The 25,033-nt window shown below is 71.2% G+C and carries 22 protein-coding genes; 6 read left to right on the forward strand and 16 right to left on the reverse strand.

Features of this window, described 5'->3' with window-relative positions:
- The first annotated feature begins 1 nt into the window (after window position 1).
- Window positions 2-946 carry a DUF808 domain-containing protein gene (locus tag LDO27_RS24325; protein ID WP_224044474.1) on the forward strand — a complete coding sequence of 315 codons (945 nt, stop codon included), beginning with the start codon at window positions 2-4 and terminating at the stop codon, window positions 944-946.
- On the opposite strand, the gene LDO27_RS24330 is transcribed toward LDO27_RS24325, so the two are convergent.
- Window positions 943-1,569, reverse strand: coding sequence for a DNA-3-methyladenine glycosylase I (locus tag LDO27_RS24330; protein WP_222203216.1), 627 nt, complete (start codon window positions 1,567-1,569; stop codon window positions 943-945). The genes LDO27_RS24325 and LDO27_RS24330 overlap by 4 nt on opposite strands.
- Window positions 1,570-1,683: 114 nt before the next feature.
- The gene (locus LDO27_RS24335; protein ID WP_222203218.1) at window positions 1,684-2,019 is read right to left on the reverse strand and encodes a hypothetical protein; all 336 of its coding nucleotides are present in this window, start codon (window positions 2,017-2,019) and stop codon (window positions 1,684-1,686) included.
- Between the two features lie 276 nt (window positions 2,020-2,295).
- Between LDO27_RS24335 and LDO27_RS24340 the strand changes: the two genes are divergently transcribed.
- Window positions 2,296-3,186, forward strand: a complete 891-nt coding sequence (locus LDO27_RS24340) for a DODA-type extradiol aromatic ring-opening family dioxygenase (protein ID WP_224044476.1) — start codon at window positions 2,296-2,298, stop codon at window positions 3,184-3,186.
- A gap of 39 nt (window positions 3,187-3,225) precedes the next feature.
- On the opposite strand, the gene LDO27_RS24345 is transcribed toward LDO27_RS24340, so the two are convergent.
- Window positions 3,226-4,422 carry an MFS transporter gene (locus tag LDO27_RS24345; RefSeq protein ID WP_224044478.1) on the reverse strand — a complete coding sequence of 399 codons (1,197 nt, stop codon included), beginning with the start codon at window positions 4,420-4,422 and terminating at the stop codon, window positions 3,226-3,228.
- 97 nt (window positions 4,423-4,519) lie between these two features.
- The gene (locus tag LDO27_RS24350; protein WP_224044480.1) at window positions 4,520-5,788 is read right to left on the reverse strand and encodes an MFS transporter; all 1,269 of its coding nucleotides are present in this window, start codon (window positions 5,786-5,788) and stop codon (window positions 4,520-4,522) included.
- Between the two features lie 194 nt (window positions 5,789-5,982).
- Between LDO27_RS24350 and LDO27_RS24355 the strand changes: the two genes are divergently transcribed.
- Entirely contained in the window at window positions 5,983-6,612 is a 630-nt protein-coding gene (locus tag LDO27_RS24355) for an HD domain-containing protein (RefSeq protein ID WP_224044482.1), read from the forward strand.
- 188 nt (window positions 6,613-6,800) lie between these two features.
- Here LDO27_RS24355 and LDO27_RS24360 read toward each other — a convergent pair whose 3' ends face one another.
- Window positions 6,801-10,394, reverse strand: a complete 3,594-nt coding sequence (locus tag LDO27_RS24360) for an indolepyruvate ferredoxin oxidoreductase family protein (protein WP_224044483.1) — start codon at window positions 10,392-10,394, stop codon at window positions 6,801-6,803.
- Between the two features lie 290 nt (window positions 10,395-10,684).
- Here LDO27_RS24360 and LDO27_RS24365 point away from each other — a divergent pair, with 290 nt between their 5' ends.
- Window positions 10,685-12,091, forward strand: a complete 1,407-nt coding sequence (locus tag LDO27_RS24365) for an NYN domain-containing protein (RefSeq protein ID WP_224044484.1) — start codon at window positions 10,685-10,687, stop codon at window positions 12,089-12,091.
- Between the two features lie 202 nt (window positions 12,092-12,293).
- Here LDO27_RS24365 and gspF read toward each other — a convergent pair whose 3' ends face one another.
- The 11 genes from gspF to gspG form a co-directional block, all read right to left on the reverse strand.
- The gene (gene gspF / locus LDO27_RS24370) at window positions 12,294-13,511 is read right to left on the reverse strand and encodes a type II secretion system inner membrane protein GspF (protein WP_222203224.1); all 1,218 of its coding nucleotides are present in this window, start codon (window positions 13,509-13,511) and stop codon (window positions 12,294-12,296) included.
- A 49-nt stretch (window positions 13,512-13,560) separates the two neighbouring features.
- Window positions 13,561-15,165 (reverse strand): type II secretion system ATPase GspE, encoded by a 1,605-nt coding sequence (gspE, locus tag LDO27_RS24375; RefSeq protein WP_224044485.1) that lies wholly within the window; start codon window positions 15,163-15,165, stop codon window positions 13,561-13,563.
- 15 nt (window positions 15,166-15,180) lie between these two features.
- The gene (gene gspD / locus LDO27_RS24380; protein ID WP_224044486.1) at window positions 15,181-17,619 is read right to left on the reverse strand and encodes a type II secretion system secretin GspD; all 2,439 of its coding nucleotides are present in this window, start codon (window positions 17,617-17,619) and stop codon (window positions 15,181-15,183) included.
- A gap of 66 nt (window positions 17,620-17,685) precedes the next feature.
- Window positions 17,686-18,507: a type II secretion system protein N gene (locus LDO27_RS24385; protein WP_224044487.1), complete on the reverse strand. Its 822-nt coding sequence runs from the start codon at window positions 18,505-18,507 to the stop codon at window positions 17,686-17,688.
- Window positions 18,507-19,118 carry a type II secretion system protein M gene (locus LDO27_RS24390; protein WP_224044488.1) on the reverse strand — a complete coding sequence of 204 codons (612 nt, stop codon included), beginning with the start codon at window positions 19,116-19,118 and terminating at the stop codon, window positions 18,507-18,509. The genes LDO27_RS24385 and LDO27_RS24390 overlap by 1 nt, the downstream gene beginning before the upstream one ends.
- A gap of 49 nt (window positions 19,119-19,167) precedes the next feature.
- Window positions 19,168-20,550 carry a type II secretion system protein GspL gene (gspL, locus tag LDO27_RS24395; RefSeq protein ID WP_224044490.1) on the reverse strand — a complete coding sequence of 461 codons (1,383 nt, stop codon included), beginning with the start codon at window positions 20,548-20,550 and terminating at the stop codon, window positions 19,168-19,170.
- A 234-nt stretch (window positions 20,551-20,784) separates the two neighbouring features.
- The gene (gene gspK, locus LDO27_RS24400) at window positions 20,785-21,822 is read right to left on the reverse strand and encodes a type II secretion system minor pseudopilin GspK (RefSeq protein WP_224044492.1); all 1,038 of its coding nucleotides are present in this window, start codon (window positions 21,820-21,822) and stop codon (window positions 20,785-20,787) included.
- Entirely contained in the window at window positions 21,819-22,559 is a 741-nt protein-coding gene (locus LDO27_RS24405) for a PulJ/GspJ family protein (protein ID WP_224044494.1), read from the reverse strand. The genes gspK and LDO27_RS24405 overlap by 4 nt, the downstream gene beginning before the upstream one ends.
- On the reverse strand, window positions 22,537-22,956 hold the full coding sequence (gene gspI, locus LDO27_RS24410) for a type II secretion system minor pseudopilin GspI (RefSeq protein ID WP_222203232.1): 420 nt from the start codon (window positions 22,954-22,956) through the stop codon (window positions 22,537-22,539). The genes LDO27_RS24405 and gspI overlap by 23 nt, the downstream gene beginning before the upstream one ends.
- Window positions 22,953-23,462: a GspH/FimT family pseudopilin gene (locus LDO27_RS24415; RefSeq protein ID WP_222203233.1), complete on the reverse strand. Its 510-nt coding sequence runs from the start codon at window positions 23,460-23,462 to the stop codon at window positions 22,953-22,955. The genes gspI and LDO27_RS24415 overlap by 4 nt, the downstream gene beginning before the upstream one ends.
- Window positions 23,463-23,502: 40 nt before the next feature.
- On the reverse strand, window positions 23,503-23,886 hold the full coding sequence (gspG, locus tag LDO27_RS24420; protein WP_233472373.1) for a type II secretion system major pseudopilin GspG: 384 nt from the start codon (window positions 23,884-23,886) through the stop codon (window positions 23,503-23,505).
- Here gspG and LDO27_RS24425 point away from each other — a divergent pair.
- On the forward strand, window positions 23,876-24,133 hold the full coding sequence (locus LDO27_RS24425) for a hypothetical protein (RefSeq protein WP_224044511.1): 258 nt from the start codon (window positions 23,876-23,878) through the stop codon (window positions 24,131-24,133). The genes gspG and LDO27_RS24425 overlap by 11 nt on opposite strands.
- A 124-nt stretch (window positions 24,134-24,257) precedes the next feature.
- Window positions 24,258-24,902, forward strand: coding sequence for a type II secretion system protein N (locus tag LDO27_RS24430; RefSeq protein WP_224044496.1), 645 nt, complete (start codon window positions 24,258-24,260; stop codon window positions 24,900-24,902).
- Window positions 24,903-25,033: the final 131 nt, after the last annotated feature.

Genomic DNA, 25,033 nt, shown 5'->3' on the forward strand with positions numbered 1-25,033 from the left:
GATGGCCGGAGCCAGTCTTCTCGCGCTGATCGACGATATCTCGACCATCCTTGACGACGTCGCCACCATGAGCAAGGTGGCCGCCCGCAAGACCGCTGGCGTGCTCGGCGACGACCTGGCGCTGAACGCGCAGCAGGTCACCGGGCTGAGCGCGGAGCGCGAGCTGCCGGTGGTGTGGGCGGTGGCGCGCGGCTCGCTGCTCAACAAGGTGATTCTGGTGCCGGCGGCGCTGGCGATCAGCGCCTGGATACCGTGGGCCGTGGTGCCGCTGCTGATGATCGGTGGCGCCTTCCTCTGCTACGAGGGCTTTGAAAAGCTGGCGCACCGCTTCCTGCACCCCAAGGAGGAGGATGACCGCCACCGGGCGGAACTGCAGCAGGCGGTAGTGGACCCGTCCACGGACCTGGTGGCCCTGGAGCGGGACAAGATCAAGGGCGCGGTCCGAACCGACTTCATCCTGTCGGCCGAAATCATCGTGATCTCGCTGGGCACCGTGACCAATGCGCCGTTCATCAGCCAGCTCGGCGTGCTGACGGCGATCGCGCTGATCATGACCGTGGGCGTCTACGGCCTGGTGGCCGGCATCGTCAAGCTGGACGACGCGGGGCTGTACCTGAGCCGGGCCGGTTCCTCAGGGGCGCGGGCGTTCGGCCGCGGCATCCTGACCGCGGCGCCCTGGCTGATGAAGACGCTGTCGGTGGTGGGTACGGCCGCGATGTTCCTGGTGGGCGGTGGCATCCTGATGCACGGGCTGCCCGCGGCCCATCACCTGGAGGAGGGCTTCGCGCACTGGCTCGCCGGCGTGCCGGGCGTGGGCGGCGTGCTGGCGGTGATCGGCCCGCTGCTGCTCAGCGGGCTCGCCGGCGTGGTCGCCGGTGCGCTGGTGCTGGCCGGCGTGATGGCGGTCAAATGGGGCATGCGCACGCTGCGCCCGGCGGCCCGCTAGCGCGGGACCCGGAATGCCTTGCGCTGGCGCAGCGCCTCGGCGCGCGCCCAGCAGCCCTCGTGGTGGTCGTTGACCAGCCCCATGGCCTGCATCAGCGCGTACATCGTGGTGGGGCCGACGAAGCGCCAGCCGCGCTTCTTCAGGTCCTTCGAGAGCGCGGTGGCCTCCGGGCAAGTCGTCATGGTGCGCAGCACCTCAGGCGTCAGCCTGGCCGGGCGCGAGGCCGGGTCGGGCTCGAAGCGCCAGAGATAGGCGGCCAGCGACGATTCGGTGTCGAGCAACTCGCAGGCGCGCTGGGCGTTGTTGATGGCCGCCTCGATCTTGCCGCGGTGGCGCACGATGCCGGCGTCGCCCAGCAGACGCTGGATATCGCGCTCGCCGAAGCGGGACACCTTTTCGATATCGAAGTTGGCGAACGCCTGGCGGAAGTTCTCGCGCTTGCGCAGGATCGTCAGCCAGCTCAGGCCCGCCTGGAAGCCCTCCAGGCACAGCTTCTCGAACAGCCGGCGTTCGTCGGCCACGGGAAACCCCCATTCCTCGTCGTGGTAGCGGCAATAGTCTTCCAGCGTGCCGCACCAGCTGCAGCGCTGGATGTCGGCGGGCAGGGCCTGGGCATTGGGCATGGACCGGATCTCCTCGTGGCGGACGCAAAGAGCAGCATCTTAGAGCGACCCGGCGCGCGCCACCAGCAATGTGACGGCGAGGCAAAAAGCGCAGCGGAGGGGGCGGTGACGGGCTCAGTGCGCGCCGGGGCGCGGTTCGGGCCCGTTGCGGGCGCCGGAGTCGGGCGCAGTGCCGGTCGTGGCGGTGTGGTCGCCGCCCGGCAGGGGGCCGGCATGGCCGCGTCCAAGCCACAGCCACAGGCCGCTGGCCAGCCAGCCGGCCACGAACACGGTATCGCCGACATGGTTGAGCAGCAGCGGCAGCGGATAGACGCCGATGGCGCCATCGAGCAGGCCCGCCGGCAGGCGCGCGGCGATCCACAGCATCACGGCGGGCACGCTCGCGTACAACCCCGGCTGCCACCAGTGTTGCCGGGGCTCCGTCCGCCTGGGTCGGAATGGCTTGACCACGATGCTCTCCAACGCGCGGGGCGTCCGTTTGGGCTGATATGGCTGGGCCCGTGCGCGAAGGCAGGGGCCTGTTGCCATCATAGGCCGTTGCGCGCGCCAAGGAGCGTCGCCCCCGCGCTCCGTGTGGGCCGCCCCACACAGGCGTAGGCCGCACGCCACAAAGCCGTGCCGCCGTTCAACGTTTTTGACCGACTGCTCGGAAAAGGGCACCACAACGGCGCCGTGCGCAACGTCAAACTGGCAGGCACAGACTCATGCCTTGTGAAGGACCACATCATGCAACCCGCGCTCTACGTGTCCCACGGTTCCCCGATGCTGGCGATCGAGCCCGGCCCGAGCGGGCCCGCCCTGGACGCGCTCGGCGCCACCCTGCGCGCGCGGCGGCCGCGCGCCGTCCTGGTGGTGTCGGCGCACTGGATCTACAGCACCCTGGCGGTCAGCACGCGGGAGCGCCAGCAGGCCTGGCACGACTTCGGCGGCTTCCCGCGCGAGCTCTATGCGCTGCGCTACGACGCGCCCGGCGCGCCGTGGCTCGCGCAGCGCGTCAAGACGCTGGTCGAGTCGGCCCATGTCGCCGGCGCCGGGTTCGTGGCCGCCGACGAGGAACGGCCGCTGGACCACGGTGCCTGGATGCCGCTGCGGCACTTCTTTCCCGACGCCGACGTGCCGGTGGTGCAGCTCGCGCTCAATCCCTACCTGTCGCCCGCGGTGCAGATCGAGATCGGCCGCGCGCTGGCGCCATTGCGCGACGAGGGCGTGCTGGTGATGGGCTCGGGCAGCTTCACCCACAACCTGCAGGAGATCTTCGGCGGCGAGCGCGGCCAGCGGCCGGCGCAGCATGGACCGCGCACCGAGCCGTATGTGGACGCCTTCCGCGACTGGATGCTGGCGGCGCTGGAAACCGCCGTCGCCGGCGGCGACACCAGCCTGATCGCCGACTACCGTGCCCAGGCGCCGTTCGCGCGGCGCGCGCACCCGACCGACGAGCATCTGCTGCCGTTCTTCGTCGCGCTGGGCGCGGCGCTCGGCCCGGCGGCCGGCATGCCCACGGCCGCACCGCTGGCGGTCTCGCGCGCCGCGCGCGACGTCACCTACGGCGTGCTGGCGATGGATACGTTCGTGTTCGAGGGAATGGGCGCGGCGAGCCAGGCCGCCACGGTGGCCTGACGTCGTTCCGAACCCGGGCTGGCCGGGGCCAAGGCGCGCTCAGCGCCCGTTGCCCAGGTACGGGGTGGCCTTGCGCGCGCCGGCCAGCGCGATCCAGCCCATGGTGAGCGCCACCAGCGCCAGGCCGTAGCGCAGATTGGTGGCGTGCGCCATGCCGCCGATCATCACCGGGCCCAGCATCAGGCCGATATAGCCGAAGCGCGCCACCTGCGAGATGCCCTCGGCCGGCGCCACGCCGGGCAGGCGCGAGGCGGCCACGAAGAAGATCGGCACCATGTTGGCCGCGCCCAGGCCCATCATCGCGAAGCCCAGCAGGCTGGGCAGCGGCGCGGGCCACACCAGCGCCAGCGCGATGCCGGCAAAGGCCAGCCAGGCGCTGAAGCGCAGCGTGCCGCCATCGGTCCAGCGCGCCCGCGCGATATCGCCGCTGAAGCGGCCGACTGCCATGCCGCCCGAGAACGCGGCATAGCCGAAGCTGATCCAACTGGCCGGCGCGGTCACCACCTCGCGCATGTAGACGCTGGTCCAGTCATACATCGAACCCTCGCCGACCAGCCCCAGGAACGCCATGAAGCCGAGCAGCCACAGCGCGCGCACCGCCTGCCGGGCGTGATGGGCGGACTGCGGCGGGGCGGGATGGTCGGCCAGCAGCCAGCGCGCGGCGCCCAGGCCCACCGCCGCGGTCACGGCCGCCATGCCGAAGGCGTGGGCGAGCGGCGCCACGCCCAGCGTCAGCAGCAGTCCGCCGACCGCGGCCCCGACCATGCCGCCGAGGCTGAACATCCCGTGCTGGGCCGACATGATGGGCCGGGAGCGGCTCGCCTCGACGGTGGCTGCCTGCGCGTTCATCGCCACGTCGAACACCGCGCTGGCCATGCCGAAGGCGATCAGGGCCGGGACCAGGGCGAGGAAACTGGGCATGGCGAGGATGGCGATGGTCGCCAGCGCATAGGCCACGCCGCCGGTCATGCAGGCGCGGGTGCTGCCCACGCGCGAGATCCAGCGCCCGACCGGCCCCATCGCCACGATGGCGCCGCCCGCCACGGCCAGCATGGCGAGCGACAGCACCGCGTCGGACAGCTCGAAGCGGGCCTTGATGGTGGGGATATGGACGCCCCAGGTCGCGAAGGTCGCGCCGTTGACGAAGAACAGCGCCATGGTGGCGCGGGTGGCATGCGCGGTACGCGCGGCGGAGGGTGGCGAGGCGGAGGACAGGTCGGTCGAATAATCGGTCATGGGTACGGCGGGTGGGAAACCGGTCGGGCCCCGGGCGCGATGCCGTTCGGTGCCCGGGCGTGCCATGGTCTCATACCGCCGTGACCGCCGATGTCGGTCATCCGCTGGCAGGCGTACCCAGCATGCCGCGCTGGCGCAGCGCATAGGCGAAGGCCGCCAGCGCCGTCAGCGCCAGGGCCACCATCAGCCACAGCATCAGCCAGTAGCCGCCGGCGGCGCGCCACAGCAGGGCGCCCAGCCACGGCGCCGCCGCCTGCATCAGCAGCACCGGCGTCATCATCAGCCCGTTGAGGGTGGCGTAATGATGGCGCGAGATCAGTTCGGGCATCGCCATGGCGCGCAGCATGGTGTTGATGCCGTTGGCGCAGCCGTACAGCGCCGCCGCGACCAGCAGCCACGCGCCATGGCCGAGCGCGAAGGCGAGCAGCCCCGCGCTCATCACGCAGTAGACCGGAATAGCCAGCCGCACCGGCTGCCGCACGGACAGGCGCGCCATCAGCACGCGGCCCACCACCTGTGCCGGCCCGATCAGCGCCGCCACCCACAGCTGCTCCGCCACCGGCAGGCCCTTCTCGGTCAGCATCGGGATCAGGTGCGCGCCGAGCAGCGAGGCGACGATGGCCAGCGCGGTAAAGGCCAGCACCACCGCCCAGAACACCGGCTGGCGCAGCGCCAGGTGGCCGATGCCCGGCGCGGTGGAACCCGCCAGCGGCGTGGCCGGCTGCACCGCGCCATAGCTGGGATGCGGCACATAGCGCAGCCGCGCATGCAGCGGCGCGCAGACCAGCAGATGCAGCGCGGCAAAGCCCAGCAGGGTGGCCCGCCAGCCCACATGCAGCACCAGCCATTGCGCCAGCGGAATGAAGATGGTGCTGGCGAAGCCAGCGACCAGCGTCACCACCAAAATCGGCTTCTGGTAGCCGTCGCCATAGGCCTGACGAATCACCATGAAGGCCGGCTCGTACAGCGTGGTCGCCATCGCCAGCCCGAGCGGAATCCACATCAGCAGGAACAGCGTGGGCGTGGGCGACCACGCCCACAGCACGAGCCCCGCGGCGGCCAGCACGGAGCCGATGCCCATCACGAAGCGGGCGTGGACGCGGTCCAGCAGCCGGCCGACCGCGAAGGTGCACAGCGCCCAGACCAGCAGTCCCAGCGAATAGCCGCCGGCGAGGAAGGGTTTGGAAAAGCCCAGCGTTTCCTGCATCGGCACGATGAACACCGTGAAGGCAAAGTACAGCGTGCCCCAGGAGATGGTCTCGGTAATGCCAAGCACCCAGGCGAGGCCGCGGGGCGGAGAGGGCGTCGGAGCGGGGCCATCGGCAAGATTCGCGGCCGGGCCCGGAGAGAGATCGGAGGTTGTCATGGTGGCGCCAGTCCGCTGGCGCGAGGCCGCCGATGCGGTGTCGGCGGCACAAAGTTGGCTCTGTGCGGATTGTAGCGGGGTTGGCGCCGGCGAGTGCGCCGGAGGACTGTCGTCGGCTTGACAGTGTCGCGCCACGGCCAATGCCACAATGGGCCGGACACAAGGCGCCGCAGTGCGCCGCCACAGGAGACCCCATGTCAGAGATCCTTACCGACCCGCCCGAAACCCTTCGCCGCGCCCGCTTCAGCCATATGGAGCAGGGCACGCGCGAGGACTGGGCCGCCATCTCGGCCGAATTCATGCCGTTCGCCGCGGCGCAGGCCGACCGTGTGCTGGCGCATCTGCGCCTGCTGGACGGTGACTGCGGCGGCTTTCCCGTGGACCGCCTGACCCACAGCCTGCAGACCGCGACGCTGGCGCACCGCGACGGGCGCGACGAGGAATACGTGGTCTGCGCGCTGCTGCACGACATCGGCGACACGCTGGGCAGCTACAACCATCCGGATATCGCGGCGGCCATCCTCAAGCCCTTCGTCAGCCCGGAGAACCTGTGGATGGTGGAGAAGCACGGGATCTTCCAGGGCTACTACTTCTTCCACCACCTGGGGCTGGACCGCAACCTGCGCGAGCAGTTTCGCAACCAGCCGGAGCTGTTCGAGCGCACCGCCGAGTTCTGCGCCAAGTACGACGCGGCCGCGTTCATGGCCGACTACGACACGCTGCCGCTGTCGTTCTTCGAGCCGATGGTGCGGCGGGTGTTCGCGCAGCCGCGCAATTCGATGTATGTGAAGAAGGGAGAGGGGACGGTGGCGCAGGTCGAGTGAGGGCGGGTCGGGTGCCTGGGCTCGTGGGGGCCGTCACCCTCACCCCGGCCCTCTCCCGCCGGCGGGAGAGGGAGCAAACCAGTGGTGTCTCAATCTGCGGTAGGCGTGCTCCGCTCTCCCGCTTGCGGGAGAGGGGTCGGGTGTGAGGGTGACCGCCAGCCGCAGCCGCCCACGTCAGCGTAACTCAATCAAGCCGCCCGCTGCCCCGCCTCCGGGTGCCGGAACTGCTCCAGCAGCCGGGTCCAGCGCCCGCGCGCCGCCTTCAGGTTGTTCTCCTTCACGTGCCCGAAGCCGCGGATATCGTCCGGCAGGCTCGCCAGCGCCACCGCGGTCTGGTGGTTGCCGGCGTTCAGCCCCGCGGTCACCTCATCGAGCATGGCGCGATACTCGTCGATCAGCGCGCGCTCGGTGCGGCGTTCCTCGGTCTTGCCGAAGATGTCGAGCGGACCGCCGCGCAGGCCCTTGAGCCGGGCCAGCAGCCGGAACAGCGTCAGCGTCGACGGACCGAAGCGGCGCTTGACCAGATGGCCCTTGGCGTCGCGCTTCGCCAGCAGCGGCGGTGCGAGCCAGAAGTTCAGCTGGTAGTCGCGACCCGGTTCCCCTTCGAACTGGTGGCGCAGCTTGTCGAGAAAGGCCGGGTCCGTATAGAGCCGCGCCACTTCGTACTCGTCCTTGTACGCCATCAGCTTCGACAGGTTGCGCGCCACCGCCTCGGTCAGCGGCAGCGGCTTGCCGGCGCCCACCAGCGCCACCTCGGCCGCGCGCACGCGCTCCACGTCGTCGCGGAAGCGCTGCGCCCAGGCCGCGTCCTGGTAGCCGGTCAGATGCGCCATCCGCTGCTGGATCAGCTTCTCGAGCAGCGCGCCCGACGAGGTCGGCAGCTTCACCACGTCCGCGCCCTCGGCGCTGGTCCGCAGCGAGCCGGTCAGCGACAGCACGTGCTCGGGGTCGTGCGCCAGCTGGCGGCCCCACTCGAAGGCGGCCTTGTTCCTGTCGACCGACACGCCGTTCAGTTCGATCGCCCGCACCAGCGCGTCCAGCGACAGCGGCAGCCAGCCTTTCTGCCAGGCATAGCCCAGCACCAGCGGGTTCGTATAGATGGCGTCGCCAAGCAGCGCCACGGCCAGCGCGCTGGCGTTGACGAACTCGCACTGCTCGCCCACCGCGTTGCGCACGTCGCGCTCGGCGGACAGGCCCGGGAACTGCCACTTGGGATTGCGGATGAACTCGGCGGTCGGCGTCTGCGCCGTGTTGACGATGGCGCGGGTGCGGCCGGCCTGGGTCTTGGACAGAACCTCGTCGGTGGCCGACACGATGGCGTCGCAGCCGATCACCAGGTCCGCCTCGCCCATCGCGATGCGCGTGGCATGGATATCCTCCGGCTTCGCGGCAATCTGCACATGCGACAGCACCGCGCCGCCCTTCTGCGCGAGGCCGGCCATGTCCAGCACCGTCACGCCCTTGTTCTCCAGGTGCGCGGCCATGCCGAGCAGGCCGCCGATGGTCACCACGCCGGTGCCGCCCACGCCCGTCACCAGCACGCCGTAGGGATGGTCCAGCGCCGGCAGCGCGGGCTCGGGGAGCGCGGGCAGGCTGTCCATCGACACGCCGTGCCGCTCGGGCTTGCGTACCTGGGCGCCCTCGGCCGTGACGAAGCTCGGGCAGAAGCCGTTCAGGCACGAGAAGTCCTTGTTGCAGGACGACTGGTTGATCTGGCGCTTGGTGCCCAGTTCGGTCTCCAGCGGCTCCACCGACAGGCAGTTGGACTTGACCGAGCAGTCGCCGCAGCCTTCGCACACCGTGTCGTTGATGAACACGCGCCGCGCCGGGTCGGGATAGCTGCCGCGCTTGCGGCGGCGGCGCTTCTCGGTGGCGCAGGTCTGGTCGTAGATCAGGATGGTGGCGCCCGGAATCTCGCGCAGCTCGCGCTGCACGTCGTCGAGCCGGTCGCGGTGGTGCACCTGCACCCCATCGGGCAGCTTGATGGCGGCGTTGTACTTGTCCGGCTCGTCGGTGACGATGGCGATTTTCTTCGCGCCCTCGGCGGCGACCTGGAACGCGATGTCCTGTACCGACAGCTGCCCGTCCACCGGCTGGCCGCCGGTCATCGCCACCGCGTCGTTGTACAGGATCTTGTAGGTGATATTGACGCCCGCGGCGATCGAGGCGCGGATCGCCAGCAGGCCCGAGTGGAAATAGGTGCCGTCGCCCAGGTTGGCGAACACGTGGTTGTCGCCGGCAAAGGGCGCCTGGCCGATCCAGGCCACCCCCTCGCCGCCCATCTGGCTGAAGGTGCTGGTGCTGCGGTCCATCCACACGGTCATGTAATGGCAGCCGATGCCGGCCATCGCGCGCGAGCCCTCGGGCACGTTGGTCGAGGTGTTGTGCGGGCAGCCGGAGCAGAACCACGGCTTGCGCTCGGCCGCCACGCGCGGGGTGGCCAGCGCCTTCTCCTTGGCCTCGATCAGCGCGATGCGCGCGGCGATGCGGGCGCGCACGTCGGCGGGCAGCTCGAAGTTCTGCAGCCGCGTGGCGATGGCCTTGGCGATGATGGCGGGCGACAGTTCGTAGTGCGCCGGCAGCAGCCAGTTGCTCTGCGGGATCGACCACTCGCCGCCCGCGTTGTCCTTCTCGTCGAACTTGCCGTAGACCTTGGGGCGGACGTCGTCGCGCCAGTTGTACAGCTCTTCCTTGAGGGCGTACTCCATGATCTGGCGCTTTTCCTCGACGACGAGGATTTCCTGCAGCCCCTGGGCGAAGGCCCGCGCGCCCTGCGCCTCCAGCGGCCACACGCAGCCCACCTTGTAGAGCCGGATGCCGATGCGCGCGCAGGTCTGTTCATCGAGGCCGAGGTCGGACAGCGCCTGGCGCGTGTCCAGATAGGCCTTGCCCGCGGTCATGATGCCGAAGCGCGCCTGCGGCGAATCGATCTCGATGCGGTCCAGCTTGTTGGCGCGCACATAGGCGAGCGCCGCGTACCACTTGTAGTCCAGCAGCCGCGCTTCCTGCTCCAGCGGCGGATCGGGCCAGCGGATATTGAGGCCGCCTTGCGGCATGATGAAGTCCTGCGGTAGCGCGATCTCGACGCGGTGCGGATCGAGCTCGACCGAGGCGGACGATTCCACCACGTCGGTCACGCACTTCATCGCCACCCACAGGCCCGAGTAGCGGCTCATGGCCCAGCCATGCAGCCCGTAGTCCAGGTATTCCTGCACGTTGGAGGGAAACAGCACCGGCAGGCCGCAGGCCTTGAACATGTGCTCGGACTGGTGCGCGAGCGTGGAGGACTTGGCGGAGTGGTCGTCGCCCGCCAGCACCAGCACGCCGCCATGGGGCGAGGAGCCGGCCGAATTGCCGTGCTTGAAGACGTCGCCGGTGCGGTCCACGCCCGGGCCCTTGCCGTACCACATGCCGAACACGCCGTCGAACTTGGCGCCGGGGTACATGTTGACCTGCTGCGAGCCCCATACCGCAGTGGCGGCGAGGTCCTCGTTCAGGCCGGGCTGGAACACGATGTTGTGCGCGCTCAGGTGGGGCTTGGCCTTCCACAGCGCCTGGTCCAGCGCGCCCAGCGGCGAGCCGCGATAGCCCGAGATGAAGCCGGCGGTGTTCAGGCCCGCGCCGCGGTCGCGTTCCTGCTGCAGCATCGGCAGGCGTACCAGGGCTTGGGTGCCGCTGATATAGATGCGGCCGCGCTCCAGCGTGTATTTGTCGTCGAGGGTAACGTTGGCGAGCGCGCGACGGATGGCGTCGCTGACCGGGGCGGTCAAGGGGGCATTCATGAGTGCTCCTCTGTGGGAAAGGCAGTCGGGATCGCCGACACACTTCAGTTATGGGCGGTCGCCGTCGCCTCTTGTGAAGGCTTGCGCGACCGTGTCTCTGTGCGGCATGGTAGCACCGCAGCGGAGTTGCCGGCACGGCGCGGCGCACCATGTGCGGCCCCCGCTTCCCCTCGGTTTCCCGGATGGACAAGGGCTGGCGTGTACACTGCGCTGCATCCAAGCCGAAACGGACGCCCCACCCAGGCGGCGGTACAACCCACTCCGAGGCCGACCGGCCTCCAGGACCAGACATGAATACCTCTTCCCGCCAGGGCACCGCGACCCTGGCCGTATTGATCGACGCGGACAACGCCGCGCCCGGCATCGTCGAAGGCCTGCTGGCCGAAGTGGCCAAGTACGGCGTCGCCGCGGTCAAGCGCATCTACGGCGACTGGACCAAGCCCAACCTGTCGGGCTGGAAGGAATGCCTGCTGTCGCATTCCATTCAGCCGATCCAGCAGTTCCGCTACACAGTGGGCAAGAACGCCACCGACAGCGCGATGATCATCGACGCGATGGACCTGTTGTACACGGGCCGCTTCGACGGCTTCTGCATCGTCTCCAGCGATAGCGACTTCACGCGGCTGGCCTCGCGCATCCGCGAACAGGGGCTGACCGTGTACGGCTTCGGCGAGCGCAAGACGCCCAAGCCTTTCGTGACCGCCTGCGACAAGTTCATCTACTCGGACGTGCTGCGCGCCGAGGGCGAGGCCGACGAGACCGTCGCGCCCACTCGCAAGCGCAACGGCGGCGAACTGCGCCAGGACTCGCGCCTGGTGCGGCTGCTGCAGTCGGCGGCGCAGGCCGTGTCCGACGAGGAGGGCTGGACCACGCTGGGCAGCATGGGCACCCATATCGCCAAGCAGGCGCCGGAATTCGATTCGCGCAACTACGGCTACGGCAAGCTTTCCGAGCTGGTGACCGCCACGGGCCTGTTCGAGGTGGAGACGCGCAACGGCGGCAACAACAAGACGCTGTGGGTGCGGCTCAAGCGCCGGAACAAGGGCGAGGGCGAGGCCCGGCAGGAAGAGGGCCGGCAGGAAGGACGTCAGGAAGGACGTCAAGAAGGGCGTCAAGAAGGGCGTCAGGAAGGGCGGCACGAGGGCCGGCAAGGCGAAGGGCGCGGACAGGGCCGGCAGGGCGAGGGCAGGGAACCTCGGCAAGGCGACCAGCGCGGCCAGGAGCGCGCCGCCGAGCCGCAGACGGGCGAGCGCCTGGCGCAGGCGCAACGCCAGCAGCCGCCGGCCATGCCTGAAGTGGAAGTCGCTACGCTGCCGCCGGTCATCCCCGACCAGGCGCCGCCATCCATGCCGGAACAGGCCCCCGCGCCGCGCGAGTCCGTGCCCGACGATGCCGCGCCCACGCCGGCGGCGGACGCCGAACCCCCGGTGGAGAACGACAGGTCCCGGAGCCGCGCGCGCCGTCCGCAGCGCAAGCCTGAGGTCAAGCTGAGCGAGACGCCCTGGCCGATCGACAGCGCGGTGCTGGTGCCGGCGACCATGGCCGCGGTCGACACGCCCGAGGAGGACGAGGACGAGCGGGAAGACGATGTCAACGGGAACGTCGCCGAGCCGGCCGCTCCCGCACCGGCCACCAAGCGCCGCAGCGCGGCCCCGCGCAAGCGCGCGCCGCGCAAGTCGGCGAAGGCGGCGGAATAAGACGGGCGGGATTTGTCGCGGTTGCGGGCGGTCACCCTCGCCCCGACCCTCTCCCGCTAGCGGGAGAGGGAGCACACCGTCGGTGTGCGAGCGCAATGGCTGCTTGCCTGCCCCGTACTGCCGGTTCGCTTCCCTCTCCCGCCCGCGGGAGAGGGGCCGGGGGTGAGGGTGACCGCCCGCCGAAGCCCCGGTGCCCGATCCCCTACCGCACCAGCTGATTGATCTCGATGATCGGCATCAGCACCGCCAGCACGATCAGCAGTACCACCACCCCCATCGTCAGGATCAACAGCGGCTCCAGCAGGCTGGTGAGGAACAGCGTGCGCCGCTCCAGTTCCTGGCCTTCGCCTTGCGCCGCGCGCTCCAGCATCACCGGCAGGTTGCCGGTGGCCTCGCCCGAGCGGATCAGATGCACCAGCACCGGCGGAAACTGGTTCTGCGCGGCCAGCGCGCGCGCCAGCGACGCGCCTTCGCGCACCCGCGTGGTGGCGTCTTCCACATTGGCCTTGAGCGCATCGTTGGTCAGCGTCTCGCCCGCGGCCTGCAGGCTGCGCAGGATCGGCACGCCCGCCGATACCAGGATGGCCAGCGTGCTGGCAAAGCGCGCGGTGTTGTAGCCGCGGATCAGCTTGCCCACCAGCGGCGCGGTCAGCAGCCAGCGATGCCATTCGAGGCGCACGTCCGGCTGGCGCAGCACGCTGCGCACCAGCAGCGCGACCGCGACGATCACGGCCAGCGCCGCCCACCACCAGTTGCGCACGAAGTCGGACAGCGCCAGCATCACGATGGTCAGCGTCGGCAGCTTCTGCTTGGTGTTGGCGAACACGCTGACCACCTGCGGCACCACGTACGACAGCAGGAAGATCACGATGGCGAACGCCACCACGGTGACGATGGCCGGATAGGTGAACGCCAGCCGGATCTTGGCCGTCAACTGATTGCGCGTCTCGATATAGGTGGCAAGGCGCTCGAGCACCACGCCCAGATGACCGGAATGCTCGCCGGCAGAGACCAGCGCGCGGTAGATGTCGGGAAAATCGCGGGGATGCTGCATCAGCGCAGCCGAGAGCGCGTTGCCGCCCATCACGTCGGCGCGCACATTGGCCAGCAGCTCGTGCACATAGGCGCGTTCGGCCTGGTCGGCCAGCGCGGCCAGCGCCTCGTCCAGCGGCAGGCCGGCGACGATCAGGCTGGCGAGCTGGCGCGTGAACAGCGCCAGTTCCTGCGTCGAGAGGCGGCGCACGATGCCGCCCGCGGTATTGCGGCGCGCCGCCTCGGCGCTGCCGATGGCGGCCACCGTCAGCGGCGTGAGCCCGCGCGTGCGCAGCTGGTTGCGCGCCTGCTTGGGGCTGTCGGCCTCGATCACGCCCCGGTCGGTCTTGCCGACGGCATCGACGGCTTCGTAGCGGAAGGCGGTCATGGCCGGTGCATATCCTGCATATCGTGTTTAGCCATCGATGGACCGCCCCTCAGTCGCCCGTCACGCGCAGCACCTCTTCGAGCGAGGTCGCGCCGCTGTCGATCCAGCGCTGCGCATCGCGCCGCATGGTGTGCATGCCGCGCGCCAGCGCGACTTCCTTGATCTCGGACTCGGGCGACTGGCGGTGGATCATGGTACGGATCGCGTCGTCCACGGCCAGCAGCTCGTAGACGCCCATGCGCCCCTGGTAGCCCGACTGGCCGCACTTGTCGCAGCCCACCGGGTGCCACACGCGTTGCAGCGGCCTGCCTTCGGCCAGCAGCGCCTCGGCCTGCGCCGGGGTGACCTCGATGGTCTCCTCGCGCTTGCAGTGCGGGCACAGCCGGCGTACCAGGCGCTGCGCGAGCACACCCAGCAGCGACGAGGACAGCAGGAAGGGCTCGATCCCCATGTCGACCAGGCGGGTCACCGCCGAAGCCGAGTCGTTGGTGTGCAGCGTGGCCAGCACCAGGTGGCCGGTCAGCGAGGCCTGCACCGCGATCTGCGCGGTCTCCAGGTCGCGGATTTCGCCGATCATCACCACGTCCGGGTCCTGGCGCAGGATGGCGCGCAGGGCCTTGGCGAAGGTCATGTCGATGCGCGCGTTGACCTGGGTCTGGCCGATGCCGTCCAGGTCGTACTCGATCGGGTCCTCCACCGTCATGATGTTGGTGGCCTGCGCATCGAGCCGCGACAGCGCCGCGTACAGCGTGGTGGTCTTGCCCGAGCCGGTCGGGCCGGTCACCAGCACGATGCCGTGGGGCTGGCGGATCAGCGCGTCGAAGCTGGCCAGCGTGTCGCGCTCCATGCCGAGCTTGGCCAGATCCAGCCGGCCCGCCTCCTTGTCCAGCAGACGCAGCACCGCGCGCTCGCCGTGGCCAGTGGGCAGCGTGGAGACCCGCACGTCGACCGGCCGGCCGCCCACGCGCAGCGTGATGCGGCCATCCTGCGGCAGGCGTTTCTCGGCGATATCGAGCTGCGCCATGATCTTGATGCGCGAGATCAGCGCGCCGTGCAGCGCCTTCTTGGGCCGCACCACGTCGCGCAGCGTGCCGTCGACGCGAAAGCGCACCACCGACGCCGACTCGAAGGGCTCGATATGGATATCGGAGGCACCCTCGCGCGCCGCCTGGGTCAGCAGCGCGTTGATCATGCGGATGATCGGCGCGTCGTCCTCGGACTCCAGCAGGTCTTCCACGGCGGGGATGTCCTGCATCAGCCGCGACAGGTCCACCTCGCCCTCGACCTCGCCCACCACCTGCGCGGCGCTGCCGTCCTGCCGGTTGTAGGCGTCCGTCATGGCGCGCTCGACCGCGTCCGGATCCATCACGCGCAGGCGCAGCGCGCCATGCACGCGGGCCACTTCGGCCAGCGCCGCGGGCGCGGTGGCGGCGCTCACCCACACCTCCAGCCCGTCGGGGCGCTGGTGGGCGATCAGCAGCTTGCCTTCGCGCGCGAAGCCGTAGGACACGAGGCGCGCGGCCATCGGCGAGGGCGGCTCCAGCTCGGCAGACTGTGCGGCAAGCGGCGCGGCGGGCGGCAGCGGACGCGGTGGCGCCGTGGCCGGCCCGGCGGGGGACGCGGCGGGCGGCGTCGAGAGATGCGGTTCAACCATGGCGATCCCCTTCGCTCAGCCGCCCTGGCTGAATGCCGACGGCGTGCCGGTTTCGTTGGCCGGGACGCTGGGCGCCGGCGCACGGACGGGCGGCGCGGCCGGAGCGACGGGCGCGGGCGTGCTGCCCGGGGCGGGCCCGGTCGCGGGCGGCCGTGGCTCCGGCGGCGGCAGGGTCTGCGGCACCGGCAGCGGTCCGGGCACCGGCCCGTTGGCGCGCGGGTCGACGAACGGCGCGCCGGGCGCGTCGGCCGGCGGCAGCACCGGCGTCTCGCCCGAGCGCAGCATGATGTTGGGCGACACGTAGCCCTGCTGCTGCGCGCGCATATAGCCGTAGCGGTCCTGCGAGATGCGGTCGGTGGCGCCGGAGGTGCGCATCACGTAGGGCCGCAGGAACACCAGCAGGTTGGTCTTGCCGCGCGCCTTGTTCTCGTAGCGGAACAGGCCGCCGACCAGCGGCAGGTCGCCCAGCAGCGGCACCTTCTGCACGCCGTCGCTGTAGTTGTCCTCGATCAGGCCGCCCAGCACGATGATCTGGCCGTCGTTGACCAGCACGTTGGTCTCGATCGAGCGCACGTTGGTGGTCGGGCCCTGGATCAGCGCGGCGGTGCTCGGCACCACCGACGACGACTCCTGGAAGATCTGCAGCCGCACCAGCCCGCCGTCGGTGATCTGCGGCTTGACGCGCAGCGTGATGCCCACGTCCTTGCGGTCGAACGTGTTGAAGGGCGTGCCGCCGCCCACGGCGTTGTTCTGCGCGTAGGAGCCGGTCGTGATCGGGATGTTCTGGCCGATCAGGATCTTGGCTTCCTCGTTTTCCAGCGTGATCAGGTTCGGGGTGGACAGCAGGTTGACGCTGCCGTCGGTGCCCAGCGCCCGCAGCAGCGCGCCCAGCCCCAGCGCGGTGTTGACCACGCCCACGTTCAGGCCGGCCACGTCGGGCACCAGTCCCGCGACATCCGGGATCGCGCCGGCGCCGCCCTCGCGGATCGCGGCCACCGCGCCGGTCAGGTTGATGATGTTCTGCCCGCCGGTGCCGAAGTTGGTGCCGGCAAAGAAGTTGTTGTTGCCGCCGGACGAGCTGATCAGCCCCTGCCACTGGATGCCGAGCTGGCCGGACTGCGTGGACGAGACTTCGACGATCATCGATTCGATATAGACCTGCGCGCGGCGCGCGTCCAGGTCGTCGATCACGCTGCGCAGGCTGCGGTACACGGTCTCGCTGGCGGTGATGATCAGCGAGTTGGTGGCCGGGTCGGCCTGGATGATGCCGCCGGTGGTGGGTGCCTGGTTCGGCGCGAACGAGGCCGCGAAGGCGGAGTTGCCGCCCTGGCCCGAGCCCATGCCCATGCCGGCCACGCCGGCGCTGCCGGTGTTGCCGCCGGTAAACTGCGGGCTCGCCTGCGTGGCGGCGGTCTGCAGGTTGGCGATGCCGCCGGCCGTCGCGCCCGCGCCCGTGCCCGTCTGCGATACGTTGAAGGTACTGTCGGCGGCGACGATCGCGCGCAGCGTCGGCGCCAGCTTGACGGCGTCCGCGTTCTTCAGCGGCACCACCCAGATATTGCCGGCGCGGGCATGGGGCTGGTCCAGCTTCTCGATCAGCTGGCGCGCCTGCTGCACCCGGGCGCGGCTGGAGGCGCGGATCATCAGCGAATTGCTGCGCGGCTCGGCCACCACGGTGGTGCGCAGGCTGGCGTCGCCGCCCGCCGCGCCGCCGCCGCCGGGCACCCCCACCGCGGCGGCCGGGTCCAGCAGCTTTTGCAGCACGATGGCCGCATCGCTGGCGATGGCGTGGCGCAGCGGAATGAGCTCGACCTCGCCGGAGGCCGGCGCGTCGATGGCGGCGATGATGCGGGCGATGCGCCGCAGATTGTCCGCGTAGTCCGTGATTACCAGCGTGTTATTGGCCGGGTACGCGGTGATCGTGTTGTTGGGCGCGATCATCGGGCGCAGCACCGGCACCAGCGCGTTGGCCGATTCGTAGTTGAGGCGGAAGACCTGCGTCACCACCTGGTCGCCGCGGCTGGGCGCGCCGCCGATCACGGTGGGCGAGCCCTGCAGCTTGGCGTCGGCCTCGGGCACGACCTTGGTAAAGCCGTTGCTCTCCACCATCGCGTAGCCCTGCATGCGCAGCACCGAACCGAGCGTCTGCAGCGCCTGCGCCCGCGACACCGGTTCCTCGGTCACCAGATTGACCGTGCCCTTGACGCGCGGGTCGATCACGAAGTTCTTGCCGGTGGCCTGGCCGACGGCCTTGACCACCGCGTCCAGATCCGCATTGACGAAGTTCAGCACGACCTGGTCGCGGTTGCGCGGCGTGATGTCGGGCGGCGCGCTCGGCTGGTTCGGCTGCTGGGCCCACAGCGGGGCGGGGGCCAGCAGCGACAGTCCGCACAGCAGCAGGGTCGCGCGTGCGCAGGCGGTCTTGAAGAAAGGGCGGTGAGCTGATGTCGTCATAGTTGGTTCGGGTGCTGCATGGCGGGGCCTGCGCGGCTTAGGCCGCGCCTGCCATCGCCGGCTCTCTCAAAAGCGCAGCCTGGTCACATTGTTCTCACGTCGTCCCAGCAGGCTCAACAGGGCCGCCAACTGGGTTTCGGCATCGGGATCGGCGCGCGCGGTGCCCTCGAAGCGGGCCCGGCGTCCCAGCGGACCGCCGCCCTCCAGGTGCAGCGGTCCGTCGATGGTGGTCAGCCTGAGCGTGCCGGTGGCGCCCGCCCAGTCGATTTCGGCGCGGTAGCTGCCAAGCGGCCGCAGCCGGCTGACCGCCGATGATACTTGTTCGATGCGCAGGCTCAGATGGCCCTGCATGCCGGCAGGCTCGCCGCCGCCGGCGAAGAAGCGCCCGCGCAGCGAGGACCAGTCCACGCGCATCAGTCCGTCCGGGCGCAGGGTGTTGAACGGCGCGCCCACGCCTTCGAGCAGGGAGGCCGGCAGCCGCAGCGCGCCGGACTGCGCGCGCCAGCCGGTGGGCGTCACGGTGACGGCCACGGGAGCGGCCATCGCCTCGGTATGGTTCAGCGACAGGCGCAGCGAGCCGGTCAGCAGCGGCCAGAACGCGACCGACCACTGCAGCCGGCCGGGCAGCACGGTCGCGGTGGCGCTGCCGGCGCCGGCGGACAGCGCCAGCGTCGCGCTGCCGCGCCACAGCGTGCCTTCGGCATCGGCCAGCAGCACGCGCCGCTCGGTGCGCTGCGCAATGCCGTCGGCCAGCCACGCCGCGGGCAGCGCCGCGGCGATGGTCGCCAGCACGGCCGCCAGGCCCAGCACCAGCCAGCCCAGCGTGCGTCCGATCCGTGCCGGACGGACATCGCGCCGCGCCAGCCTGAGCGCTTCCAGCCGCGCCATCAGCCGCGTCCGCCGCCGCTGCCGGCACCTGTGCTGCCGGGTCCCTGCAGGGTGGCGGTGACATTGACCACCGCGGTGGCGCCCACGTACACGATGCGGGTCTCGGTCACTTTCATCCGCTGCTGCTGGCGCACGTCCTGCAGCCAGCTGGCCACCGCGCCGAACGGCACCTTGTCCAGCTGCACCTGCACCGCGCTGTCGCCGGTGGCGGACAGCCGCGTGGCCTTCAGGCCGTGCTGCCCCAGGCTGTCCTGCAGCGCCTGGGTCAGCGCCTCGCCGCGCAGCGCGGGGGCGGGGCTGGCCGACAGGCCGCGCGCCTCCTGCGCCAGCGTCTCCATCTCGGCCAGCTGCGCGCGCTGCGCCGGCAGGGTGCGCGTCAGCGCGGCGCGGCCGTCGGCCGCCGGCTCCCACAGCACGAGGTAGCCAAGCACCAGCGCCAGCACCGCGCCGCCGCCGGCCAGGATCGCCTGCTCGCGCGGGTTGCGGGCCGACCAGAAGGCGTCGAAGCGCTCCCTCAAGCGGGCGGGCACGCGCGGGCGCAGCCTGGACAGGCGCGCGGACAGGCCGGAGGCGGCCGGGCCGCGGGCGGAGAGGTTGGTCTTTATCGGCATTGCGGGCGAAGCATGGATGGGCGCGGTCGACGGGGCATGGGCGAAAGGGCTACAGCGAGGGCTTGATGGTCCAGCGCGAGCCTTCCTGCGGCGCGGCGCCGGGAATGCCCCGCGCGGCGTCGGACGGGCCCTTGTCCTCTTCCATCGTCAGGCCGGCCTGGCGCGCGGCGCTGCGCAGCGCCGCGGTGTCGGTGCCGGGTTTGAGCGTGACGTAGAGGGTGCGGCCGCGGTATTCGAGCGCGCGCAGCGCGTCGGGCGCGAGCTGGCGTCCGGCCTGCGCGAAGCGGTCCGCCAGCGGCAGGAAATCGTCGGGCGTGCTGCGGCCGCTGGCCACGCGCAACTGCTCGACCTGCCGGCGCATCTGCAGCGGCGGGTCCACCACCACCGGCGTCTGCGGGAAGGCGGCGCGCAGCGCCTGCGTCTGCGCGGCCTGCAGGCGTTGCTGCTCCTGGCGCAGCATCAGCCAGTGCGCGTTCATGCCGACCAGCTGCACCAGCAGCAGGCCGGCGGCCAGCGCCACGGGCCAGCGCCAGGCGCGCAGGTTCCAGCGGTCGGCGCGGCCCTGGCCGAATTCGAACTGGGCCAGGTCGAGCGAGCGGTCGTGCAGGCTCTGCTGTGCGCCGTCGATCCAGGTCTGCCAGGTCAGCGGCTGCACGGCCATGGCGTCGGCGGCGGCGCGGTCGCCGTACCAGACGCCCGGAGGGGCCAGCGCCTGCCAGGCCGCGAGCGCATCGTCGCCCAGCAGCAGGCCATAGCCGGCCGCGGGACCGGTGCGCACCGTGAGCTGCCACTGGCGCGCGCCGGACGCGGCCGGGGCGGCGGCGATCTCGTCGGCGCCGAGCAGCGAGGCGTCGGCCGCCACCGCATCGGCGGCGGCTTCGAGCGCGAGCGTGGCCGCCGGCGCCTCGTCGAGCGTCGACAGCGGCAGGCACAGCTGCGCGGGCAGCACATGGCGGGTGCGATGGCGGTGGCCGGCGAAGGCGTCGAGCACGGCGCGCAGCCAGGCGCGCTCGGTCACCATCAGCAGGCGGCGGCGCGCACCGCGCGCGGCCTTGCCGGTGGCCGGCTCGTCCAGCGCGGGACCGACGGCGATGTGACACGGCTGCGCGTCGGCGGCCAGTACGTCTTCCACCAGGTTTGGCAGTGCCAGTTGCAGGCGCGCGGGCGCCAGCGGCGGCACAGTGGCGGGGGTCAGCAGCACGTCGCTGGCGGCCAGGATCAGCACGAGCCGGTCTGCGGCGGGCAGGGCCTCGACAGTGGCGTGGCCCTCGCGCAACAGATGGGGCCCGGTGGCGGCAAGGCGCCCGGCCTTGCCCTTGCCCTTGTCCGCCAGCGGCGCGCGGACCAGCGCAAACGGCAGCGCGCCGAAATGCCAAGGCTGGGGCTGGTCGTGCGGCCGGTGCGGCAGACGAACGTACAGGGTGGTACTCAAGATGTCCTTACTGCGTGTTTGGTCACACGGTCGGCCCGGTGCGCCGGGCTGCCGCGCCACGGGCGGCGATAGCGGCCGATGCCGCGCTGGCGCGCCGCGTCGGACGTGCGGTGACGGGTGGCGGAAAAGGCGCTTCCGCCAGGCAACAGCATACAGTGCCTTTGTGGCGGATTGGCGTCAATAGTCTACGCCCCGCGGCGCGGCCGGGCGCTCGGGTTTTCCACGGGTTCCCGGTCAGCGCTGCTCCGGCAGCCGGTCGGTGTCGCGCATCCATACGATGCGCGTCGCACTGGCCGTGCCCAGCACGTCGGCCCGGTGGATCAGCGACACCTGCAGGCGGCTCGCGCGCTCGTGCCGCACCAGGCCATAGATCAGGAAGTAGTGGGAGCGCACATCGAGCGTGCCGCCGGTCGTATCGGTATCGGCCTGCGGCGCGATGGCGCTCAGCTGCGTCTGCACGTCGCCCAGGTTGTTGAAGTAGGCACGATCGCGCTGGCGTACCAGTTCGCGCGCGCGATCGAGCGGCAGCTTGTCGATGACCGCCGCCAGCACCTCGGCCTCGGCGGTATTGGCGTTGACCGTGGTGCGCTCGGGCAGCACCACGACGAACGGCGACAACGTGCGGATCAGCTCCGGGCTGTAGCCGGGAATCGCCAGCAGGTCGTCGACGCCGTCGAGCGGGCGCGGCGCGGGCCGTCCCGACCCCGTGCCGCCGCGCTCGGCATCGAGCAGGTAGCGGGCCGTGGGTTCGGCCAGCGAGGCATTGAGCCCGAGCGTCTGCAGCAGGCGCCGGTAGGCGGCCAGCGCGGCCGGGTCAACGGTGGCGGTGCGGCCTTCCGCCGATGCCGTCCACAGCACAAGGTTGGTCAGGTTCAGGCGCGCCTGCGCGTCCACGATGCGCCCCGACAGGAAAGACGTTTCGCCGGACTGGTCCGTGCGCAGGCCCGCGCCGAGGAAGTCGGACAGCCGCGTCTCCGCGATGGGCACGGCCCACGGCTCCCCGAGATGGTCCACGCGGGAGCGGCGCTGGTCGTCGCGCAGGATCAGGCGCGCCCAGTCCACGGCGGCGCGCTCGATCCACGCGGCCTGCGCCACCAGGCGCTGGTTCTCCACCGAGCGGATCTGGACCTGTTGGCGCCACAGCATGCCCGATACCACCACCACGGCCAGCGTGACGACCAGCAGCGCGGTCACCACGGCGGCACCGCGCGGTGGGCGGCCGAGCCGCGGGCGCGATGCGAGGGGAGCGAAGCGAGGGCGGGCGGTCTTCATAGGCCGGTCATGCAGACCTTCTGGTAGCGGCGCGGCGTATTGCCGTCGCCCATGCGCGCGCTGATGGTCAGCTCGACGGCGCGCACCACGCCGGCGCGCGCGCCGATGGCCGCGTTGTTGGCGGCCGCCGCGCTGGCGTCGGTCTGGTCCGCCGCGGCCCGCACCCCGGCGGGCACGATGGGCAGTGCGGCGCGCACCCGGCCGGTGTCGGCGAGCCAGCCGACCGGCTCGACCCAGGCGCGGCCGAACAGCTGGTCCGCATCGGGCACCAGCGGGCGCGCGACGATGCCCGCCGCCGGCTCCGCGCCGCGCAAGGCCAGCAGCGCCGACTGCACCGCCTGCCGGCTCTGCACCGGCGCGGCGGCCGCGCGCACCACGGTGTTGCCGTCCAGCCGGTAGGCCACCACCTGCCAGGCAGCGGGCCGGCCCTCGTCGCGGCGGTCCCGCACCAGCAGCAGCTGGCCGGGGGACATCTCGAGCGGACTGGCCTGGAGCGCGGCCGGGTCGGCCAGATGCTCGCAGTCGGTCTGGAACTGGCCGTAGAGCAGCTTGAGGGCGTTCAGCCGCGCATCGTGGTCGGTCAGCCGCTCGCTGCCGCGCGTCATCGCGTCGAGCCCGCGCCAGGCGATGACGGCCATCACCGCCAGCAGCGTGATGGCCACCAGCATCTCGATCAGCGTGAAGCCGCGCGCGCCGGTGCGTCCGCTGCCGGGCCTACAGCACGTTGCGCGTTTCATGGGGAAGGATGGTGACTAGCCAGGCCAGCCGGACGGACTTGTCGGAGGCCGAGGGATAGACCGCGATCTCCACGCGGCGAAACGCCGGGTTGGGCGTGCCGGAAACGGTCTCCTCGCAGTACAGCGCGACGCCGCCCTGCGGACAATTGACGCCGCGCGTGCCGGGTTCGGGCCAGACCTTGCCCAGGCGCAGCGCGGCCAGATGGTTCTCCGCGCTCCAGGTCGCGAGCATGCGCGTTTGCAGCGAGGTGCCGGCGTCGATCATCGAGCCCATCGCCCGCATCGCCGCCGTCAGCGCGACGGCCAGGATGGTGAGCGCCACCAGCACCTCGATCAGCGTAAAGCCGCGGGCCGGCGGTCCGCGCCGGGTCCGGTGCCCGGAGGAAAGCGGGGTCATTGCGCGTTGGCGAAATAGCGGCCGCTGCCATCGCCGGCCACCTCGACGCGGATGGCCCCGCGCACCAGTACCAGCCGCTGCGGCGCGTCGATCCACTCGCGGCCGAAGACCAGGCGCGCCGGACCATTGCCGGTGCCGGCCGCGCCCGACAGCACGGAGACGCCGTCGAGCGGCAGGCGCCACGGGTGCGGGCCGAACAGGTCGCCCGCCAGCGGAATCCAGCCGGACGGCGAGGCCTCCAGGAAGCGCCAGCCGCCGCGGTCCGCCTCCCAGGCGATGGCGCGGGCGCGCAGCTGCGCTTCCTCCTGCGCCAGCTCGAACAGGCGCGCCACGCGCTGTCCGTCGTCGAGCACGCGGCCGCGCTCGTTGGGCGTGGCATTGATGGCGACCATCGACACCACGATGCCGGCGATCACCATCACCACCAGCAACTCGAGCAGCGTGAAGCCGCGCGCCCGCCGCGCCCGGAGGCCGGCGGCCGGCGCGCGGCGCGGATGGAACGTCATGGTGGCGAGGGTGCGGCTGAGGGGCGGCGGGCCGGGGAGCTTATTCCCAGTTGCCGATGTCGGCGTCGTTGGCGCTGCCGCCGGCCTGGCCGTCGGCACCGAGGCTGAATACGTCGATCTCGCCGCGCACGCCCGGGTTCAGGTACTGGTAGGGCTGGCCCCACGGATCCTTCGGCAGCTTTTCCAGATAGCCGCCGCCCTTCCAGTTGTTCGGGATCGGCTCGGTGGTGGGCCGGCTCACCAGCGCGGCCAGGCCCTGCTCGGTGGTCGGATAGCGGCTGTTGTCGAGCCGGTACAGCTTGAGCGCCTGCATGATGGAGGAGATGTCCTGGCGCGCCGCGACGATGCGCGCCTCGTCGGGACGGCTCATGATCTTGGGCACCACCAACGCGGCCAGCACGCCGAGAATCACGATGACCACCATGATCTCGATCAGCGTGAAGCCCGCGGCGCGGCGCTTGCCGGCCGCACGCGCGGCGAGGGCGGCGGAAGTGTTCGGGGAGGGATTCGAGGAAGCGGGACGCATGGAAGCGGAACGGCGGGAAAACAGCAAAGCGGATCTGCGCATCGGTTCAAGCCTTATGGAAAGTCTGCGCGGTCGGCCGGGCACGATGCTGGCCGCGTGCACGGCGTGGACCGGATGGTCGCTCAGTATAACTCCCGGCGTGTGACGGCCCGATGTGCCCGCGTACCGGCGCGGCGCGGCGGCGCGTGCGACGGCCGGGAAAGACAACTGCCATGCCGCTCTGTTACGCTTGCCGCGTCCGAGTTCCCGCGTCATCCGCGTTCATTGCCGTGCCCCTGACTCTTCAGCCCGCTCTCCGCATCGGTGGTGCCACCGCCTGGCTGCCGCGCGCCGCCACCGTGGCGCTGTTTATCGCCCTGTGCGCGCTGGTCACCTGGTGGGTGCTGCGCTTCAGCGCGATGGACACCATCCCCGTGCCCAAGACCGCGCGCGTGGCGCAGACCGAAGCGGTCGAGACCGGCGCCGTGGCGACGCTGTTCGGCGGCACGCCGCAGTCGGGCGTGCGCGACGTGCGCCTGCTCGGCGTGGTGGCGGAACTGGGCAGCGGCACCGGCGCGGCCATCGTCTCGGTCGACGGCGGCCCGCCCAAGGCGGTACGCGCGGGCGGCGCGATCTCGCCGCAGATCAAGCTGGCCGAGATCCGCGGCCGCGCGGTGGTGATCGATCGCGGCGGCGTGCGCCAGGAGATCATCCTGCCTGCGGAGCCCGTTGCCTCGCGTGGCGCGCCGCGGGCCGGCGCGCTGCCGGCGACCCCGCCGGCGGGCGCCGCCGCGCCACTGTCCACGCCGATGCCCGTGCCCCAGGTAGTGCCGGCCTCCGCGCCGATGCCGCAGGGTGCCGTGCCGCAGCAGCAGCCACAGCAGCAACAGCCTGACGGCCTGGCCGGTGGCCAGCCGTTCGCGGCCAAGGATTGAGGCCGCGCCCAACCGGTCGCGATATTCGCGAATATTGCCACGCATTACGCTGCACAGGCCATTCTGTGAGCCCGGTAACATCGTATTAATCTCATCAACTTCCCCGCATCTGCTGCGTTCTAATCGGTACA

Origin of the sequence: Cupriavidus respiraculi (assembly GCF_914271545.1) — a bacterium.
In the GTDB taxonomy this organism is placed as follows: Bacteria; Pseudomonadota; Gammaproteobacteria; order Burkholderiales; family Burkholderiaceae; genus Cupriavidus; species Cupriavidus respiraculi.

Bases quoted from the DNA above. Each gene is read 5' to 3' on its own strand.
- LDO27_RS24325 (WP_224044474.1), top strand. From the start codon at position 2: ATGGCCGGAGCCAGTCTTCTCGCGCTGATCGACGATATCTCGACCATC.
- LDO27_RS24330 (WP_222203216.1), bottom strand. From the start codon at position 1,569: ATGCCCAATGCCCAGGCCCTGCCCGCCGACATCCAGCGCTGCAGCTGG.
- LDO27_RS24340 (WP_224044476.1), top strand. From the start codon at position 2,296: ATGCAACCCGCGCTCTACGTGTCCCACGGTTCCCCGATGCTGGCGATC.
- LDO27_RS24345 (WP_224044478.1), bottom strand. From the start codon at position 4,422: ATGACCGATTATTCGACCGACCTGTCCTCCGCCTCGCCACCCTCCGCC.
- LDO27_RS24350 (WP_224044480.1), bottom strand. From the start codon at position 5,788: ATGACAACCTCCGATCTCTCTCCGGGCCCGGCCGCGAATCTTGCCGAT.
- LDO27_RS24355 (WP_224044482.1), top strand. From the start codon at position 5,983: ATGTCAGAGATCCTTACCGACCCGCCCGAAACCCTTCGCCGCGCCCGC.
- LDO27_RS24360 (WP_224044483.1), bottom strand. From the start codon at position 10,394: ATGAATGCCCCCTTGACCGCCCCGGTCAGCGACGCCATCCGTCGCGCG.
- LDO27_RS24365 (WP_224044484.1), top strand. From the start codon at position 10,685: ATGAATACCTCTTCCCGCCAGGGCACCGCGACCCTGGCCGTATTGATC.
- gspF (WP_222203224.1), bottom strand. From the start codon at position 13,511: ATGACCGCCTTCCGCTACGAAGCCGTCGATGCCGTCGGCAAGACCGAC.
- gspE (WP_224044485.1), bottom strand. From the start codon at position 15,165: ATGGTTGAACCGCATCTCTCGACGCCGCCCGCCGCGTCCCCCGCCGGG.
- gspD (WP_224044486.1), bottom strand. From the start codon at position 17,619: ATGACGACATCAGCTCACCGCCCTTTCTTCAAGACCGCCTGCGCACGC.
- LDO27_RS24385 (WP_224044487.1), bottom strand. From the start codon at position 18,507: ATGGCGCGGCTGGAAGCGCTCAGGCTGGCGCGGCGCGATGTCCGTCCG.
- LDO27_RS24390 (WP_224044488.1), bottom strand. From the start codon at position 19,118: ATGCCGATAAAGACCAACCTCTCCGCCCGCGGCCCGGCCGCCTCCGGC.
- gspK (WP_224044492.1), bottom strand. From the start codon at position 21,822: ATGAAGACCGCCCGCCCTCGCTTCGCTCCCCTCGCATCGCGCCCGCGG.
- LDO27_RS24405 (WP_224044494.1), bottom strand. From the start codon at position 22,559: ATGAAACGCGCAACGTGCTGTAGGCCCGGCAGCGGACGCACCGGCGCG.
- gspI (WP_222203232.1), bottom strand. From the start codon at position 22,956: ATGACCCCGCTTTCCTCCGGGCACCGGACCCGGCGCGGACCGCCGGCC.
- LDO27_RS24415 (WP_222203233.1), bottom strand. From the start codon at position 23,462: ATGACGTTCCATCCGCGCCGCGCGCCGGCCGCCGGCCTCCGGGCGCGG.
- LDO27_RS24425 (WP_224044511.1), top strand. From the start codon at position 23,876: ATGACCACCATGATCTCGATCAGCGTGAAGCCCGCGGCGCGGCGCTTG.
- gspG (WP_233472373.1), bottom strand. From the start codon at position 23,886: ATGGTGGTCATCGTGATTCTCGGCGTGCTGGCCGCGTTGGTGGTGCCC.